Raw genomic sequence first — 16,033 nt, 5'->3', positions numbered from 1 at the left:
GAACGTCTCGCCTTCGCCCAGCGGCACCTTCCCGCTCACCGACCCATCGCCTCGACAACACCGATGCCGGACAACCAGCACTTACGCCCGATCCACGTCACCTGAATCTCTCCCGAGTCAACCCACACCTAGCGCCAGCGGGATACACCGAGACGCTGCGCGGCATTTGAGAGTCGGGGAGGTTCCACACGGTCAACCTATGATCACTGATGATTCCTAATCAAGTCGGTGAGCCTCCTGAGCTGGCGGTCGCGCCCGCCGGGGTGTGGCGGGACGGTCAGCGGGGCGCCCGGCCGGTGGTGACCGGGGGCGGGGCGGACGAGGGGCGGAGCGGCGGGGTCGGGCCGAGGGTGGGCAGCCCGGCGATGCGCCAGGCGGCGAACCCGCCGACCACGTCGGTGGCCCGGTGCAGGCCGAGGTCCTGGAGCGCGGCGGCGGCCAGAGAGGAGGTGTAGCCCTCCTGGCAGAGGATCACCACCGGCACGTCGTAGTCGACGGCCTGCGGCAGCCGGGCCGGGCAGCGCGGGTCGAAGCGCCACTCGAGCACGTTGCGCTCCACGGCGAGGGCGCCCGGCACGGTGCCGTGCGCGGCGCGCTGGCCGGCCGGGCGGATGTCGACCAGCAGCGCGCCTTTCCGGTACGCCAGGTGGGCCTGCTCGGGGTCGAGGCGGCGCAGCCGGCGACGGGCGGCGGCGAGGATCTCGTCGATGCCCCGCGAGCCGGGTGGTGGGACCGGACAGCTCTCGGTACGGGTGCGGGGCTGGGACATCCTCGGGTCCTTCCGTGCGGCGTGGGTCGGGGTCACGGATGCGGCGGGCGGCCGGGTCACCAGGCCCCCCCCGCCTCGGCCACCTCGGCGGCCAGGAGCTGCCCGGCGACGAGGCGGTAGCGGGTCATCCGGCGCAGCGCGGGCCGGTAGACGTGCACGCTGACCGCCGGCCGGTCCCCTCGGTTGGTGACGACGTGCACGTGGCGGACGCCGAAGCGGCGGCCCGTGCCGGCGGCGAGCCGGTGCGGGCGCAGCCGGCCGCCGCTGACCGTCTCCTCGGTGAGGGTGCCGGCGAGCACCAGGAAGGCGCCTGCGGAGCCGCCGTGGTCGTGCAGGTCGGTGCCCTGTCCGGGCAGCCAGCTCAGCGCCCACACCTCGTACGCGGCGTCGGCGGCCAGGCGCGCGTACCACCGCTGGGCGGGGTCGAAGTGCGGCGGGACCGGCCAGCCCGTCGGGTCGGCCCAGCGGGCGGCGACGGCGAGCAGGTCGGGCGGATCGGGGCGGGCCATCGGCGGTTCGTCCTCACGGGTACGGAGCGGCGCGGTCCCAGACAGCATAGAAGGCAAACCCTATAGGTTTAGTAGGTAATACCGGATGCTGGGACAGCGCGTCCGGCGTCCCGTCCGGTCAGCGCCGGACCGGTGGGCCCACCCGGTAGCCGGGCACCGAGGGCCAGCGCACGGTGAGCACCACCGACTCCCGCTCGGCGTACCAGGAGTGGTCCACGCCCTGGCCCCACACCACGTAGTCGCCCGGCTCGCGCAGCACCACCGTGCGGTCCCGCAGTTCGATCCGGAACGCCCCGCTGATCAGCACCAGCAGGGCGGTGCGCCGCTCCCCCGTCGCCCACGCCGCGCGGGTCTCGCCGGCCGGGTGCACGCCCCACTTCACCTCGACCTCGCTGCTGTGCCGCACGTCCCCGAGCGGCTTGAAGTGGCCGAGCAGCCAGCCCGCGTCCGCCGCCCCGTCCACCGCCGCGTTGCCGACGTACACCCGATCGCGCATCCATCCCCTCCCGTGCCGGCTCGGCAAGCTACCAGGCGGCTTCGGGCAGCCCCTCCGCCGCCGAGGCCGCGCACACCTCTCGGCGACGGCGCCGACCGTCTGGGGCTGGCCGACCACGCGCCCACGCCGCCCCTGACCAGGCCCGCCCCGGCGGGCGGACCTGCCCGAGGCGCTGGCCCGGCTCGCCCGGAGCTGACCGACCCGCCAGGGCCCCGGCGCGGCGGTCGGCCACACGGTATACAGGTGCGGTGGAGGATCCCCTACCCGAGCGGATGCGCGCGGCGGCCGGCGCGTGGCTGGCGGCGCTCGACGAACCGGCCCGGCAGCGGGCCCGGCACGATTTCGCCGACGAGGCCGCCCGGCGCTGGCTGGAGTACCGGCCGCGACCCCGGCCCGGGGTCAGCCTCGCCGACCTGGACGTCACGGCGCGCAAGGCCGCCCACCGGCTGCTCGCCACCGCGCTCAGCCCGGCCGCGTACGCCCAGGCCATGACGGTCGTCGCGCTGGAGGAGGTGCTCGACCGGGCGGAGGGCTGGCGGCGCGGCCGGCACAGCGGCGACTACTGGGTGGCCGTGTTCGGCGACCCGACCCACGACGACCGGTGGGGGTGGCGGTTCGAGGGGCACCACCTCTCGGTGACCATGACCGTGGTCGACGACCAGGTCTCCCCCGCGCCGCTCTTCCTCGGGGCCAACCCGGCCACCGTCCGGCACGCCGGACGTCCGGTCTCCCGGCCGCTCGGCCCCGAGGAGGACCTGGCCCGGGAGCTGCTCGACGCGCTCGGGCCGGCCGGCCGGGCCGCCGCGATCATCGCCGACGAGGCGCCGGGCGACATCATCAGCGCCACCCGGGCCAGCGCCCCGGACCGGCTCGACCCGCTCGGCTTACCCCGGGACCGGCTCACCCCGACCGGGCGGGCGCTGCTCGACCAGCTCGTCGCGCTCTACCTGGACCGGCTGCCGCCGGAGCTGGCGGCCCGGGAGGCGGGCCGGCTCGACGGTGGGGAGCTGCACTTTGCCTGGGCCGGCCCCACTCGGCCGGGGCAGCGGCACTACTACCGGATCCAGGGCGACGACCTGCTGATCGAGTACGACAACACCACCGACGACGGCAACCATGCGCACACCGTGCTGCGCCGCCCGGCCAGCGACTTCGGCGCCGACGTCCTCGCCGCCCACCATGCCACCGCCCACTGACCCGCCGCCGGGTCCCGCCCGGTTGATCAAGGAGTTTGCGTCCGGTTGGAGATCGACTCCGACGTGAACCCCGTGATCAACGCCTGCCTCGCGGTTGGGGGCGGGCGGGTCGGGCGGTCAGGGGCGGCGGGCCTCGATGAGGAAGCGTCGGGCGTGGGCGACGAAGGGGCCCTCGGTGCGGATCCGGTCGTGCAGGCGCCGGAGTTCGGGACGGTAGCGGTCGACGGTGAACCCGGGCACCGTCCAGATCACCTTGCGCAGGAAGTAGACCACCGCGCCGATGTCGTGGAAGACCATCCGCAGGGTGGCCGTACGCAGGTCCACCACGGTCAGCCCGGCGGCCTCGGCGGCGGCGGCCGCCTGCTGCGGGTGGCGCGCGGTCGGCGGCGGGAGCGGGCCGAGGATCGCCTCGCTCAGCTCCCGCACCGTGCCGGCGCCGATCTGCTGCGAAAGGTAGCTGCCGCCGGGGCGCAGCACCCGGGCGATCTCGTCCCACCAGGTGTCCACCGGGTGCCGGCTGACCACCAGGTCGAAGGAGCCGTCCCGGAACGGCAGCGGCGGCCGCTCCGCCACCTGGACGACGGTGGCACCGACCGCGCGCAGCGTACGGCGGGCGACCGCGACGTTCGGCGGCCACGCCTCGGTGGCGACCAGCAGCGGCGGCGGGGTGGGCACCTCGGCCAGCACCTCGCCCCCGCCGGTGTCGATGTCCAGCGCGGCGTCGACGGTCGCCAGCCGCGCGCCGATCAGGCGGGCGTACCCCCAGTTCGGGCGTTCCTCGCTGGCCCGCCCGGCCAACCAGGAGAAGTCCCAGCCGTCGACCGACACCGAGGCGGCCTCGGCGATCAGCTCCTCGAAGTCATCCGCGCTCACCGGGTGAGCCTGTCCCAGCGGCGCGCGCCACGGCAACGGGTTTCCGGCTGCGGCGCGGCCCTGACCGACCTCCGGCCGGCGCCACGGCGGCCGCCTCCGGGTCGTTGCGGCCGCCCTGTCGGAGGGCGGCAACCGCTCAGGCAGGCGGGCGGATGATCTCCACGGTGGATGCGGGGAGGTCGGCGAGCCTCTCCAGGCCGGCCTGCTCGCTGGCCCGGCCGCGGTCGAACTGGCGCACCAGCCGAGCGCCCAGCCACACCCCGACCGACCCGACCGCCAGCGCCAGCAACTCGGTGGCCAGCTCGACGCCGGTCGCGCCGCGCTCCGGCGCGTCGGCCCGCATCAGGCAGGTGAGCAGGAACAGCGCCGCCATCGCCGCGTTGACCAGGTTGACCGTGACCGCGGTACGCCGGGTCCGATCGGCGCGCGCGTCCCACAGGTCGACCAGGCCGGCGACGGCGGCGAGCGCGGCGGCGACCAGGGCGGCCACGGCGGTCCAGTAGCCGACCTCGCCGAGGAAGGCCGGGCCGCCGGCGACGTCGGCCAGGTCGAGGACCGCGGCGCTGACGAAGAGTCCGAACGGGAACGTCACCAGCATCGGTTGGATGGGGTGCCCCTGCACCCGCAGTCGGCTCTCCATCGGTCCCTCCCCAGGTCGGCGCAGCTCACCAGTCCAGGGTGCTACCCCCGCGCCAGCGGGACGAAACGAACGCCGCTCAGCTCTCCCGGGGCCGGGACACGGTGGACACCAGCCGCTCGGCGACCTCGCGCAGCGGGATGTCCAACGAGGACGCGGCGCTGCGGAGCACCGCCAGGGCCTCCGGCGCCGGGCAGCCGCGCTGCGTCATGATCACTCCGACCGCCTGCCCGATCACGCCCTCCTCCAGCAGCGCCGAGTCGAGCTGGCCGGCCTGAACGGCCTGCCGCTCCCGGTCCCGCACGGCGGCGAGGAGCAGCCCGGCGTGCTCGGCCAGGAGCATCGCGGTGAGCTGGTGCCGCGGGGTTAGCGCGTCGGCGGGCTCGGCGTACAGGTTGATCGCGCCGATCACCTGCTCGTCCACGTCGACGGGCGCGGAGATCACCCCGCGTACGCCCAGCCCGCGCGCCCGCTCGGTCCAGGCCGGCCAGCGCGACTCCCGGTCGAGATCCGGTGCGGTGATCATCTCGCGCCGCCGGATGGCGGTCAGCGCCGGCGTGTCGGGGCCGTGCCGCAGGTCGTCCAGCTCGGCCCGGGCGGCGTCGGAGGCGGCCCCGCCGGCGGGCTCGCCGGCGCGCAGCGCGGTGAAGCCGCAGCAGTCCACCCCGGGTACGGCGTCCCGGGCGACCCGGACCAGCCGGGCCAGCGCCTCGTCGAAGTCGGCGACGGCGATCAGGCCGGCGGTCAACTCGCGCAGCAGGGCGGCGGTCTCCAGCACGTTGAGCGTGTCGATCATGGGTTCCCGCGTGTCGAGGTTCACCGGGCCACGGCCCCCGCCGCCTCCGCCTCCGACCACGCGGTGTCCCCGTTCGGCGCCATTGCCTGTCGCATCCGCTCTCTCCCTGACTCGAAGCCCCGGCCTACTACCCTCGCAAACCCGGTTCGAAACAGTGCAAAGGGGTCCCTTTCGGCGCGCCACGCGCCGGCGGGGACCCCTTCGTCGACGGTCAGCGGGACCCGGAGATGAGCCGCCGCCCCACCGAGGCGATCAGCCGGTCCAGCTCCGACCCGAACGGGTTGTCGTGCACCAGGTAGGTCCAGGTGGCGCTCGGCCGGACCAGCTTCGCGGCGTCCGGCTCCCACCCCTCGGCGAACTCGGTCTCCTCGAAGGTGGCGATGGTCCGCGTCTCGATCTCCGGGACGAGCGCGTTGAACGCCGGGACGGCGCTGCGGTGGAACTCGTCCAGCGGGTCGAGCCGGCCCAGCGCGCGCAGGTGCACGCCCTCGCGGACCTCGGAGAGCTCGGCCAGGTGCTCGGCCCAGAGCCGGTCCAGGTGGTAGAGGGCGATCTTGCGGGCCACCTCGGCGAGCAGGTCCTCGTCCATCTCGCCGGCCTTCTCCGGCACCCGCTCCAGCAGCATCAGCGCGGCGATGTCGCTGGTCAGCAGCCGCTCCCGCCGCTCGGCGAGGGCCTTGCGCTGCTGCTCGATCACCACGCTGTAGCGCCAGGTGTTGCGGTGGATCTCGTGGTTGACGCCCTCGGCGACCCGCTGGGCGTGCTCCACCGCGTAGTCGACCTGCGGGTCGGTGACCAGGCCGTCGGCGTTCATCCGGGGCGACGGCGGGACGGTGTCGCCGGCATGCCGGACGACCAGGTCGTCCTCCAGGCTGACGAAGAAGACCGACCCGCCCGGGTCGCCCTGCCGGCCGGCCCGGCCGCGGAGCTGGTCGTCGACCCGGCGGCTGTCGTGCCGGCCGCTGCCGATCACGTAGAGGCCGCCCAGGTCGGCCACCCGCTCCCGGTCGGCCTGGTCGCTGCCGCCGAGGCGGATGTCGACGCCACGGCCGGCCATCTGGGTGGAGACGGTCACCGCGCCGTACGCGCCGGCCTCGGCGATGATCGCCGCCTCCTCGTCGTCGTTCTTGGCGTTGAGGACCACGCAGGGCACCCCGGCCGCGTGCAGCCCGGCCGCCAGCCCCTCGGACTCCTTGACGTCCAAGGTGCCGACCAGCACCGGGCGGCCCGCCTCGTGGCAGCGCTTGATCTCGTCGATCAGCGCCTCCTCCTTCTCGGCCCGGGTGGCGTAGATCCGGTCCGGCTCGTCCTCCCGGATGCAGGGGGTGTTCGGCGGGATCACCGCCACCTCCAGGTCGAAGAACTCGCGGAGCTGGTCGCCGACGAGCACCGCCGTCGCGGTCATCCCGCAGACCTTCGGGTAGAGCGCGATGAACGCCTGCACGGCGATGGTGCCGAGCACCTCACCCTCGGCGGTGGCGTCCAGGCCCTCCTTCGCCTCGACCGCCGCCTGCAGCCCGTCCGGCCAGCGGCGGCGCTGGGCCACCCGGCCACGCATCTCGTCGATCAGCTCGACCGAGCCGTCCCGGACGATGTAGTCCACGTCGCGGTGCAGCAGGGCGTGCGCGTGCAGCGCCACGTTGACCGCGGAGAGCTGCCCGACGTGCTCCTCGTCGTACAGGTCGATGCCGCCGAGCTTGGCCTCGATCGTGGCCAGGCCGGCCGAGGTGAAGGCGACGCTGCGGCCGTCCTCGGCGATCGTGTAGTGCTTGCCCTTGCGCAGGCCGCGGACCAGCGCCGCGGCCGCGTGCACCGGGTCCTGCTCACCGGGGACCGCGCCGGCGAGCACCATCGGCACCCGGGCCTCGTCGATGAGGATGGAGTCGGCCTCGTCGACGATGGCGGTCTTCAGCGCCGGCTGGACCCGGTCGGCGAGGTCGGTGACGAGCTGGTCGCGGAGGAAGTCGAAGCCGGCCTCGCTGACCGACACGTAGGTGACGTCGCAGGCGTACGCGGTGCGCCGCTCGTCGGGGGTGGAGGACTCGTTGACCCAGCCGACGGTGAGCCCGAGCAGGCGGTAGACCGGCGCCATCCACTCGGCGTCGCGGCGGGCCAGGTAGTCGTTGACGGTGAGCACGTGGACCGGGCCGTTGCCCATCCGGACGTGGCCGTACGCGGCGATGGTCGCGGTGAGCGTCTTGCCCTCACCGGTCGCCATCTCGGCCACCTTGCCGGCGAGCAGGGCCATCGCGCCGAGCAGCTGGACGTCGTACGGCCGCTGGTCGAGGCCGCGGCGGGCCGCCTCACGGCCGATCGCGCAGAGCTCCTCGTACCCCTCGGCCTGGCCGGCGGCCTCGGTCAGCTCGGCGTCGGAGAGCTTCTCCAGCTCCGCCTCGCGGGCCTCGATGGCCGGCAGCAGCTTCTCCAGCGGGGCGAGCTCCACCGTCGTCCCCGGGCGCTGGAGGAACCGCCGGAACCTGCTCTTCAACCGTTGCGACACACCCATGAGCGGCAACGGTACGCGAATCGGAGCCGATTGTGACCCCCGCCCGGCGCCGGGTCTGTCCGGTGTCCGATTTCCTGACCGTTTCGGCAGCTCAGGGCGGTTCCGGCCGGTGACCGTCGGGCCTGGCGGGCGCCCGGTCGGTCCGCGGATCAGCCGGTGACCGTCGGGGGCCTGGCCGGTGCCCGGGCGGTCCGCGGGTCAGCCGGCGAACACCACCTGGAGTTCCTGGCGGCGGCGCTCGGCCAGGTCGATCAGCAGCCCCGGCGCCTCCTCCAGCGGCTCCACCGCCGTCACGAGGTGCTTGCGGATCAGGTCGCCGTACTGGCGCAGCAGCTCGATGGTCTCCGCGGAGAGCCGCTCCCGGTCCCAGACGGGGGCGAGCCCCCGGGGCACCCGCCCGATCTGGGCGCAGCGCAGCGACAGCCCGTTGTGATGGAACTCCTCGCCGAGCCGGACCTCGTCCGCGCCGGCCTGGTAGAACGCGAGGTCGATGACGGTGCCCTGGGGGCGCAGCAGGCGCAGCGCGAGGTGCAGCGCCCACGCCTGACCCCGGCACTGGAACACGACGTCGGCGCCCCGGTCGCCGGCGGCGTGGTTCCACCGGGTCTTCAGCACCACGGCCGGGTCGTCCGCCTCCGGGTCCAGGGTCTCCAGGCCCAGCGCCTCGGCCACCTCCCGCCGGGCCGGGGTCGGGTCGAGGACCACCACGGAGGCGGCACCGTGCCGCCGGGCGAACAGCGCGGTGAGCAGGGCGACCACCCCGCTGCCGACCACCGCCACCCGGCGGCCGCGGACCCCGTCGCCGAGCGAGCGCACGTCGGTGCCGCACAGGTCGGCGGCGGCGTGCAGCAGACCGTTGGCGCAGATCGGTCCCATGTGCGCGACGTAGACGCCGAGCAGCGGGTCGAGGTCGTCGGGGAGCGGGACGAAGCGCTCGGCGAGCGGGTCGGCGACGTACCCGGTGCGGTGGCCGTAGGTCATCGCGCCCACGGTGCCCACCCGGACGGCCGGGGTGCGGCTCTCCACCACCCGGCCGACCTGCATGTAGCCGAGCCGGGTCACCGGGTACGGGGTGCTCGCCGCGCCGGGCTGGAACAGCCCGAGATCGCTGTTCCAGGTGACGTTGAGGTAGGGGTTGGTGCCCTTGACGTAGCTCAGCTCGGTGCCGGCGGAGACGCCGCTGTAGACCGTCGCCATCCGAAAGGTGCCCTCGCGCAGCTCGGCCGGGTCCTGCTCGACCAACTCCACCGCGCCCGGTCCGTTGACCACCACCACCCGGTCACGCATCGACGGTCACCTCCCGTTCCGCCTCGGCCGGCACGGTGTCGGTGACCGGGGTGGTGGGGCGTGCGGCCGGCCCGGTGGGCAGGGCCACGCTGCGCCCGGTCCGCGCCGACTCGGCCACCGCGAGGGCGAGCCGCTGGGTGCGCAGCGCCTCGGCGTACGGGACCCGGATGTCGTCGCCGACCCCCCGGACCGCGTCGACGAAGGCCCGGTCGACGGCCACCCGGGCGCCGTCCGGGTCGGCGGGCAGGTGCCGCTCCCCCTCGCCGTCGCAGATCAGCAGGCCATCCTCGGCCAGCGACATTGCCAGCCCGTCGGCGAGGATCTCCACGCCGGCCCGGTGCTTCCAGCCGAGCACGCAGGCCGCGGCGAGGGTGCCCACCGCGCCGGAGGTGAAGCGCAGGGTCGCTGCGGTGACCGAGTCGATGTCGGCGCCCTCCACCGGCGGCGGGGTCCCGTCGCCGTACGCGGTCACCTCGGACGCCTCCCCGACCAGCAGCCGCACCAGGTCGAGCACGTGGGCGGCCTGCTCGACGACCGGGCCGCCGGAGCGGTCGCACCGGGCCCACCAGGCCACCGGCGGAACCTTGTCTAGCCAGGCCGCGTTGACCATCCGCGCCGGCCGGTCGGCGAGCAGCTGCCGGGCCTCGTCCACCACGTGCAGGTAACGCCAGTGGTGGCCCACCGCGGTGAGCAGCCCCCGCCGCTCGACCAGGGCGGCGATCCGTTCCGCGGTGTCCAGGTCCACCGCCACCGGCTTCTCCACGAACATCGGCACGCCGGCGTCGATCACCGCCTCCTCCACCGGGCCGTGCGCGAACGGGGGCACGCAGACGTAGACGGCGTCCGGGCCGGCGGCGAGCAGCTCGGTCACGTCGGCGAACGAGCGCCCGCCGTACGTCCCGGCCAGGGCCTCCGCCGCGTCCCGGGCGACATCGGTCACCCCGACCAGTTCCACGTCCTCGAAGCCGGTCAGCACGCGGGCATGCCGCTGCGCCACTCCACCCGCCCCGATCAGTCCCACCCGGCACGTGCGCATCCGTCGTCCCTCCCGCCGCAACTCACGAAGCTGTCGACAGCTCTCCCCTGGTGGGCGTGCAATCAAACGTTCACCGGCCGGGAACCGGGCGGCGCGCGGCGGGTGATCACGCTGTTCGGCATGATCCGGTTAGCGCGGGGCGCCTACTGGGAAAACCTAACCCGCGTTTCCGCCACGAACTGGGGGTGCCAGTGCGGGATACAGAAGCGATCGTCTCACCGGTGGTGGAGGCCTGGGCCACGTACCGCACCACGACGGCCGGCGACTGGCCGGCGCGCCGGCTGCTGCGGGCGAAGGGTGACAGCCGGGTCAGCGTGGTGCTGCCGGCGCGCAACGAGGAGGCCACCGTCGGCGCCATCGTGTCGACGATCCGCGAGCACCTGATGGACCGGGTGCCGCTGGTGGACGAGCTGATCGTGGTGGACTCCCGGTCCACCGACCGGACCGCGCAGGTGGCTCGCGCGGCCGGCGCCGAGGTGGTCAGCCAGGACGCGATGACCCGCGGGTTGCCCCGGCTCTCCGGCAAGGGCGACGCGCTCTGGGCCGGGCTGGCGGCGGCCGAGGGGGACGTGGTCGCGTTCGTCGACGCCGACCTGCACGAGTTCCGTCCGCACTTCGTCACCGGGCTGATCGGCCCGCTGCTGACCGACCCGTCGGTCGACTTCGTCAAGGGCTTCTACCACCGGCCCCTGGTGGGGGCGACCAGCGTGGAGCCGGACGGTGGCGGGCGGGTCACCGAACTGGCGGCCCGCCCGCTGCTGAATCTCTTCTGGCCCGAGCTGGCCGGGTTCGTGCAACCGCTGGCCGGCGAGTACGCCGGCCGCCGGGTGGTGCTGGAGCGGGTGCCGTTCGTCTCCGGGTACGGCGTGGAGACGGCCATGCTCATCGACCTGCTGGAACTGGTCGGGCTGGACGCCCTGGCCCAGGTGGACCTCGGCGAGCGCAAGCACCGCCACCAGGACGCGGCCGCGCTCGGCCGGATGTCCGCCCAGATCATCCTCACCGTGTGGTCCCGGTTGCAGCGGCGGGGCTGGGCGAGCCCGGACGCCGTCCCGACCGCCCTGCTGACCCAGTTCCGGCGGGGCGGCTCGGAGGCGCTGCCGAACCTGGACCGGGAGATCGTGGTCAGCGACGTCTCGATCGAGGAGCGCCCGCCGCTGGCCCAGCTACGCCACCGGGTGCCCCGACGCCGGGTAGCGGCGTGAGTGAGCCGCGCGTGGACCACCCCGATGAGCAGCCTGGCATCGCCGACGGAAGGGACAGCGCACGATGAGCCTCACGGTCCTGATGAACGCGGGTCCCTGGTTGTCCGTGCCGCCGCCCGGCTACGGCGGGATCGAGAACGTGGTCGCCACCCTGGTGCCGGAGCTGCGCAAACTCGGCGTACGGGTGGTGCTCGCTTCGGTGGAGACCAGCACGCTGGCCGTCGACGAGAAGATCTCGGTCTTCCCGGACGGGCAGTTCCACGCCCTGCAACGCCCCTACAACCAGGTCTGCGGCATCTCGCAGGCGCACCTCAACGGCGTGGTGCGCGCGCTGCACACCCGCGACGACATCGACCTGGTGCACGACCACGTGGAGGCGGTCGGGCTGGCCACGCTGGCCGCGATGGGTCCGGACGCCCCGCCGGTGCTGCACACCCTGCACTGGGACCTGGCCAAGCATCCCGAGCTGTACGGCAACCTCGACGGCGGCGACCGGGTCCGGGTGAACGGGGTCTCCGCGGCGCAGCTGGCCCGCGCGCCCCGCGCCCTGCAAGACCACTCGGTCGGGCACGTGCACCTGTCCACCCCGCTGGCGGTCGGCGCGGAGCGCCGTCCGCCGGCGGAGAAGGGCGACTACGTGATCGTGCTGGGCCGGATCAACCCGGGCAAGGGGCAGGACCTGGGCGCCCGGCTGGCCCGGCAGGTGGGTTTCCCGCTGGTGCTCGCCGGCCCGGTCGGGCCGTACCACCGGCCGGCGGACCTGGCCGCGGCGGGCGACGAGGCCCGGCAGAACCCGGACGTGCGCTTCTTCTACGACCACGTCGCCCCCTACGTGGACGGCGACCTGGTGCGCTGGGTGGGCACGGTGGCCGGCCAGGAGCGGGACGACCTGCTCGCCGGCGCGCGGGCCGCGCTCTTCCCGTTGCGCTGGGAGGAGCCCGGCGGCACGGCGGTGGTGGAGTCGCTCGCCCTGGGCACCCCCGTGGTGGCCGTCGCCCGCGGCTGCCTGCCCGAGCTGGTCGAGCACGGCCGTACCGGTCTGCTCACCACGGACGAGGAGGAGCTGGGCGACCTGGTCATGGCCGCCGGGCTGCTGGAGGCGGACGAGTGCCGGCGCGAGGCGGCCGCCCGGTTCACCCCGAGGGTGATGGCCGAGCGGTACGTGGGCCTGTACGAGCAGGTTCGTCAGCCCGCCGCCCCCACGCTCCAGCTCGCCTGAGGCGCGCTGCCACCGGGGCCGTTTGCCGCCGCGGCTCGCGGGGAAGCTGTCCGGTCCCTGTCCGCTCAGGAGGCCGGCATGACGAACTCGATGGCCCACGCGCGCGCCCGACGGAACCCGGCCGACGGCCGCGCCCCGGCAAGTCGGGCCGCCGCGACCATCGGGGTGATCTTCCTGATCGTCGGGGTGCTCGGCTTCCTCCCGGGGATCACCACCAACTTCGGCGCCCTCTCCTTCGTCGGGCACGAGTCGATGGCGAAGCTGTTCGGCGTGTTCCAGGTCTCGGTGCTGCACAACCTCGTGCACCTGGCCTTCGGAGTGGCCGGCCTGGCGCTGTCCCGGACGGCCCCCGGGGCCCGGACGTTCCTGGTCGGTGGCGGGGCGGTCTACCTGGTGCTCTGGCTCTACGGCCTGATGGTCTACCACCGCACGGGTCCCGCGAACTTCATCCCGGTCAACGGCCCCGACAACTGGCTGCACCTCGCGCTGGGCATCGGGATGATCGCCCTCGGGCTGGCCACCACCCGGAGCGTCGCTCGTCGCTGAGCAGGCGGGATGGGCGTCTGGTCCGGTTTCACCCGCCCTGGTCGCGGGTAGTTCGCAGATCCGCGACGACACGGAAACGAGGGCCTGATGTCGACCCGGATCAGCTGCGAGGTGCGCGACGAGTCGCCGGTCACCGTCGTACGGCTCGCCGGCGAGCTCGACGTGGGCACGATGCGGTCGGTGCACACGGTGCTGGAGCGGTGCCTCGCCACCCAGCCCGACGCGCTCGTGGTCGACCTGGGGCGGCTGGCCGTCGCGGACCGGCTGGCGCTGTCGGTCTTCGCGGCGGCCGCCCGACGAGCCGCCGACTGGCCCGCCGTGCCGCTGGTGCTGTGCGCCCCACCACCGGCGGCGGCGAGCTGGCTCAGCGAGACGGCCGCGGGCCGGGAGCTCCCGGTACGCCGGAACTGTGCCGAGGCGGCCGCCCTGGCCGGCGCGGTGGCCTCCCCCCGGCTGCGGGAGCGGCTGGAGCCGGTCGCCGGGGCGTGCCGGCGGGCCCGGGAGCTGGTCACCGACGCCTGCCGGCGGTGGAACATCCCGGAACTGGCCGGGCCGGCGGCGCTGGTGCTCACCGAGCTGGTCGGCAACGTGATCCGGCACGCGGGCACGCCGATGCAGGTGACGCTGACCCTGCACCGGCCGTACCTGGGGGTGGCCGTGCTGGACGGCAGCCCGGCCGAGGCGCGGGCGGTGACCGCCCGGGACCCGCGCGCCGAGGGTGGCCGCGGGCTGATGCTGGTCCGCGAGCTGACCCAGCGGTGGGGCAGCGTCCCGGCGGGCGCCGGGAAGGTGGTCTGGGCCATGCTGCCAGCGAATTGACCTGAATTACCCCTCTCGCCTGGTTTGATGAGCGGAGGTCGGGTAACCGTGCCCGGCTGTTCCGCCGTCGCATGACGAGGTGAGAGCCATGCCGAAGCAGGTAGTCACCGAGCCGCCACGAGACCGCGGGCCGGCGATCCTCGCGCCGGCCGAGTTCGGCGGTTATCCCGGTCCGGTCCGGGTGGCGGTCCCGGGCAACTCCCTGTGGCGGCTGCTGCGCACCACGGACCACAAGCTGATCGGCCTGATGTATCTGACCACGTCCTTCGGCTTCTTCCTGATCGCCGGGATCGAGGCGATGCTGATCCGGGCCGAACTGGCCCGACCGGGGCTGCAGTTCCTCTCCCCGGAGCAGTACAACCAGCTCTTCACCACCCACGGTTTCGCGATGCTGCTGCTCTTCGCCACGCCCGCGGCGTTGGGGATGGCGAACTTCCTCGTCCCGATCCAGGTCGGCGCTCCGGACGTCGCGTTCCCCCGGCTGAACGCCTTCGGTTACTGGCTGTTCCTCTTCGGCGGCCTGATGCTGTACGGCAGCTTCCTCACGCCCGGCGGGTCAGCCGACTTCGGGTGGTTCGCGTACACCCCGTTGAGCACCGCCCAGCACTCCCCCGGCGTCGGGCCCAACATGGTGGTGGTCGGGCTGGTCATCAGCGGCCTGGGCACCATCCTCACCGCCGTCAACCTGATCGCCACCATCGTCACCCTGCGCGCCCCCGGGATGACCATGTTCCGGATGCCGATCTTCACCTGGAACATCCTGCTCACCAGCGTCCTGATCATCTTCGTGTTCCCGCTGCTGGCGGCCGCGCTGCTGGCGCTCGCCGCGGACCGGCTCCTGCACTCGCACGTCTACGACGCGGCCACCGGCGGGCCCATGCTGTGGCAGCACCTCTTCTGGTTCTTCGGACATCCCGAGGTCTACATCATCGCGCTGCCGTTCTTCGGGATCATCACCGAGATCATCCCGGTCTTCGCCCGCAAGCCGATCTTCGGCTACACCGGTCTGGTGCTCGCCACCATCTCGATCACCGTGCTGTCGATGAGCGTCTGGGCGCACCACATGTTCGGCACCGGGCAGGTGCTGCTGCCGTTCTTCAGCATCCTGAGCTATCTCATCGCGGTGCCGACCGGAGTGAAGTTCTTCAACTGGATCGGCACGATGTGGAAGGGCCAGCTCACCTTCGAGACGCCGATGCTCTTCGCCATCGGCTTCCTGGTCACGTTCCTCCTCGGCGGGCTGACCGGGGTGCTGCTGGCCAGCCCGCCGGTGGACTTCCACACCACCGACACCTACTTCGTGGTCGCCCACTTCCACTACGTCCTCTTCGGCACCGTGGTCTTCGCGTTCTTCGGCGGGATCTACTTCTGGTTCCCGAAGATGACCGGGCGGCTGCTCGACGAGCGCCTGGGCAAGGCCCACTTCTGGACGATGTTCCTCGGCTTCCACACGACCTTCCTGGTCCAGCACTGGCTGGGCAACGAGGGCATGCCGCGCCGCTACGTCGACTACCTGCCCAGCGACGGCTTCACCATCCTGAACACGGTCTCCAGCATCGGGTCGTTCGTCCTCGGCGCGTCCACGCTGTTCTTCATCTACAACGTCTGGAAGTCCTGGCGGTACGGCGCACGGGTCACCGTCGACGATCCCTGGGGCTACGGCAACTCCCTGGAGTGGGCCACCACCTGCCCGCCCCCGCTACGCAACTTCGACCGGATGCCCCGGATCCGCTCCGAGCGGCCCGCCTTCGACCTCAAGTACGGCCGGCTGGTCGCCAGCCTCGGCAGCGACCTGCCGCAGCGCACCACGAAGCCGCCGCAGCACCTCGCCCAGGAACTGCACCGCGAGCGGCACTTCCCTGAGACGCCGGCCGCCGAGGGCGCGCACGGCGCCCGGGAGGCGGTCGCCTACCACCCCGCGCCGCAGTCGGGTGCCCGGCCGGTCGACGTGCCGGAGCCGGAGGAGATCCTGCGGCCCAGCTTCGAGGAGACCGACGAGCCCGAGGAGACCATCCTCGGCGCGGAGCGGACCCCGGTGGAGAACGAGGAGTGGCGCCACCCGCGTGGACGTGGGGACACCCCGGAGTACTGACCCGTGGTTAACCGCGAGAGGGCCGGCGCCACGGGGGCGCCGGCCCT

Annotated in this window: 15 protein-coding genes; 6 read left to right on the top strand and 9 right to left on the bottom strand. The window is 73.7% G+C overall.

The window, feature by feature from the left end; genetic code table 11:
* Positions 1-277 precede the first annotated feature (277 nt).
* The 3 genes from FXF52_RS21625 to FXF52_RS21615 all read right to left on the bottom strand — a co-directional run bounded on the left by FXF52_RS21625 (position 278) and on the right by FXF52_RS21615 (position 1,774).
* On the bottom strand, positions 278-769 hold the full coding sequence (locus tag FXF52_RS21625; protein ID WP_148799374.1) for a rhodanese-like domain-containing protein: 492 nt from the start codon (positions 767-769) through the stop codon (positions 278-280).
* 56 nt (positions 770-825) lie between these two features.
* A complete protein-coding gene (locus tag FXF52_RS21620) occupies positions 826-1,278 on the bottom strand; it encodes a cysteine dioxygenase family protein (protein WP_148799385.1) in 453 nt (150 codons plus the stop codon).
* A 118-nt stretch (positions 1,279-1,396) separates the two neighbouring features.
* Positions 1,397-1,774, bottom strand: a complete 378-nt coding sequence (locus tag FXF52_RS21615; RefSeq protein WP_148799372.1) for a signal peptidase I — start codon at positions 1,772-1,774, stop codon at positions 1,397-1,399.
* Between the two features lie 248 nt (positions 1,775-2,022).
* Here FXF52_RS21615 and FXF52_RS21610 point away from each other — a divergent pair, with 248 nt between their 5' ends.
* Positions 2,023-2,970 (top strand): DUF3500 domain-containing protein, encoded by a 948-nt coding sequence (locus tag FXF52_RS21610; protein WP_187413615.1) that lies wholly within the window; start codon positions 2,023-2,025, stop codon positions 2,968-2,970.
* Between the two features lie 117 nt (positions 2,971-3,087).
* On the opposite strand, the gene FXF52_RS21605 is transcribed toward FXF52_RS21610, so the two are convergent.
* The 6 genes from FXF52_RS21605 to FXF52_RS21580 form a co-directional block, all read right to left on the bottom strand.
* Positions 3,088-3,843: a class I SAM-dependent methyltransferase gene (locus FXF52_RS21605; RefSeq protein ID WP_148799370.1), complete on the bottom strand. Its 756-nt coding sequence runs from the start codon at positions 3,841-3,843 to the stop codon at positions 3,088-3,090.
* Positions 3,844-3,979: 136 nt separating this feature from the next.
* A complete protein-coding gene (locus FXF52_RS21600) occupies positions 3,980-4,483 on the bottom strand; it encodes a DUF2231 domain-containing protein (RefSeq protein ID WP_148799368.1) in 504 nt (167 codons plus the stop codon).
* Positions 4,484-4,559: 76 nt separating this feature from the next.
* On the bottom strand, positions 4,560-5,300 hold the full coding sequence (locus FXF52_RS21595) for a GAF and ANTAR domain-containing protein (protein ID WP_148799366.1): 741 nt from the start codon (positions 5,298-5,300) through the stop codon (positions 4,560-4,562).
* Between the two features lie 187 nt (positions 5,301-5,487).
* Positions 5,488-7,782, bottom strand: coding sequence for an accessory Sec system translocase SecA2 (secA2, locus tag FXF52_RS21590; protein WP_148799364.1), 2,295 nt, complete (start codon positions 7,780-7,782; stop codon positions 5,488-5,490).
* A gap of 198 nt (positions 7,783-7,980) precedes the next feature.
* The gene (locus tag FXF52_RS21585) at positions 7,981-9,069 is read right to left on the bottom strand and encodes a zinc-binding alcohol dehydrogenase (protein WP_148799362.1); all 1,089 of its coding nucleotides are present in this window, start codon (positions 9,067-9,069) and stop codon (positions 7,981-7,983) included.
* Complete coding sequence (locus FXF52_RS21580) at positions 9,062-10,105, bottom strand: Gfo/Idh/MocA family protein (protein ID WP_148799360.1); 1,044 nt, start codon at positions 10,103-10,105, stop codon at positions 9,062-9,064. Before FXF52_RS21580 ends, FXF52_RS21585 begins: the two co-directional genes overlap by 8 nt.
* 224 nt (positions 10,106-10,329) lie before the next feature.
* On the opposite strand from FXF52_RS21580, the gene FXF52_RS21575 reads away from it, so the two are divergent.
* The 5 genes from FXF52_RS21575 (at position 10,330) to ctaD (ending at position 15,986) form a co-directional block, all read left to right on the top strand.
* Positions 10,330-11,310 carry a glucosyl-3-phosphoglycerate synthase gene (locus FXF52_RS21575; protein ID WP_255472199.1) on the top strand — a complete coding sequence of 327 codons (981 nt, stop codon included), beginning with the start codon at positions 10,330-10,332 and terminating at the stop codon, positions 11,308-11,310.
* A 64-nt stretch (positions 11,311-11,374) separates the two neighbouring features.
* Positions 11,375-12,529 carry a glycosyltransferase gene (locus FXF52_RS21570; protein WP_148799356.1) on the top strand — a complete coding sequence of 385 codons (1,155 nt, stop codon included), beginning with the start codon at positions 11,375-11,377 and terminating at the stop codon, positions 12,527-12,529.
* A gap of 78 nt (positions 12,530-12,607) precedes the next feature.
* On the top strand, positions 12,608-13,075 hold the full coding sequence (locus FXF52_RS21565; protein ID WP_148799354.1) for a DUF4383 domain-containing protein: 468 nt from the start codon (positions 12,608-12,610) through the stop codon (positions 13,073-13,075).
* An 87-nt stretch (positions 13,076-13,162) separates the two neighbouring features.
* Positions 13,163-13,894: an ATP-binding protein gene (locus tag FXF52_RS21560; RefSeq protein WP_148799352.1), complete on the top strand. Its 732-nt coding sequence runs from the start codon at positions 13,163-13,165 to the stop codon at positions 13,892-13,894.
* Positions 13,895-13,982: 88 nt separating this feature from the next.
* Positions 13,983-15,986 (top strand): cytochrome c oxidase subunit I, encoded by a 2,004-nt coding sequence (gene ctaD, locus FXF52_RS21555; protein WP_148799351.1) that lies wholly within the window; start codon positions 13,983-13,985, stop codon positions 15,984-15,986.
* Positions 15,987-16,033 lie beyond the last annotated feature (47 nt).

Source organism: Micromonospora sp. MP36 (genome assembly GCF_008119785.1).
GTDB lineage: Bacteria > Actinomycetota > Actinomycetes > Mycobacteriales > Micromonosporaceae > Micromonospora.
This window is presented reverse-complemented; position numbering and strand designations above follow the sequence as displayed.

Excerpts from the sequence above, each read along its gene's own strand:
- FXF52_RS21625 (WP_148799374.1), bottom strand. The coding sequence starts at position 769 with ATGTCCCAGCCCCGCACCCGTACCGAGAGCTGTCCGGTCCCACCACCC.
- FXF52_RS21620 (WP_148799385.1), bottom strand. The coding sequence starts at position 1,278 with ATGGCCCGCCCCGATCCGCCCGACCTGCTCGCCGTCGCCGCCCGCTGG.
- FXF52_RS21615 (WP_148799372.1), bottom strand. The coding sequence starts at position 1,774 with ATGCGCGATCGGGTGTACGTCGGCAACGCGGCGGTGGACGGGGCGGCG.
- FXF52_RS21600 (WP_148799368.1), bottom strand. The coding sequence starts at position 4,483 with ATGGAGAGCCGACTGCGGGTGCAGGGGCACCCCATCCAACCGATGCTG.
- secA2 (WP_148799364.1), bottom strand. The coding sequence starts at position 7,782 with ATGGGTGTGTCGCAACGGTTGAAGAGCAGGTTCCGGCGGTTCCTCCAG.
- FXF52_RS21585 (WP_148799362.1), bottom strand. The coding sequence starts at position 9,069 with ATGCGTGACCGGGTGGTGGTGGTCAACGGACCGGGCGCGGTGGAGTTG.
- FXF52_RS21580 (WP_148799360.1), bottom strand. The coding sequence starts at position 10,105 with ATGCGCACGTGCCGGGTGGGACTGATCGGGGCGGGTGGAGTGGCGCAG.
- FXF52_RS21570 (WP_148799356.1), top strand. The coding sequence starts at position 11,375 with ATGAGCCTCACGGTCCTGATGAACGCGGGTCCCTGGTTGTCCGTGCCG.
- FXF52_RS21565 (WP_148799354.1), top strand. The coding sequence starts at position 12,608 with ATGACGAACTCGATGGCCCACGCGCGCGCCCGACGGAACCCGGCCGAC.
- FXF52_RS21560 (WP_148799352.1), top strand. The coding sequence starts at position 13,163 with ATGTCGACCCGGATCAGCTGCGAGGTGCGCGACGAGTCGCCGGTCACC.
- ctaD (WP_148799351.1), top strand. The coding sequence starts at position 13,983 with ATGCCGAAGCAGGTAGTCACCGAGCCGCCACGAGACCGCGGGCCGGCG.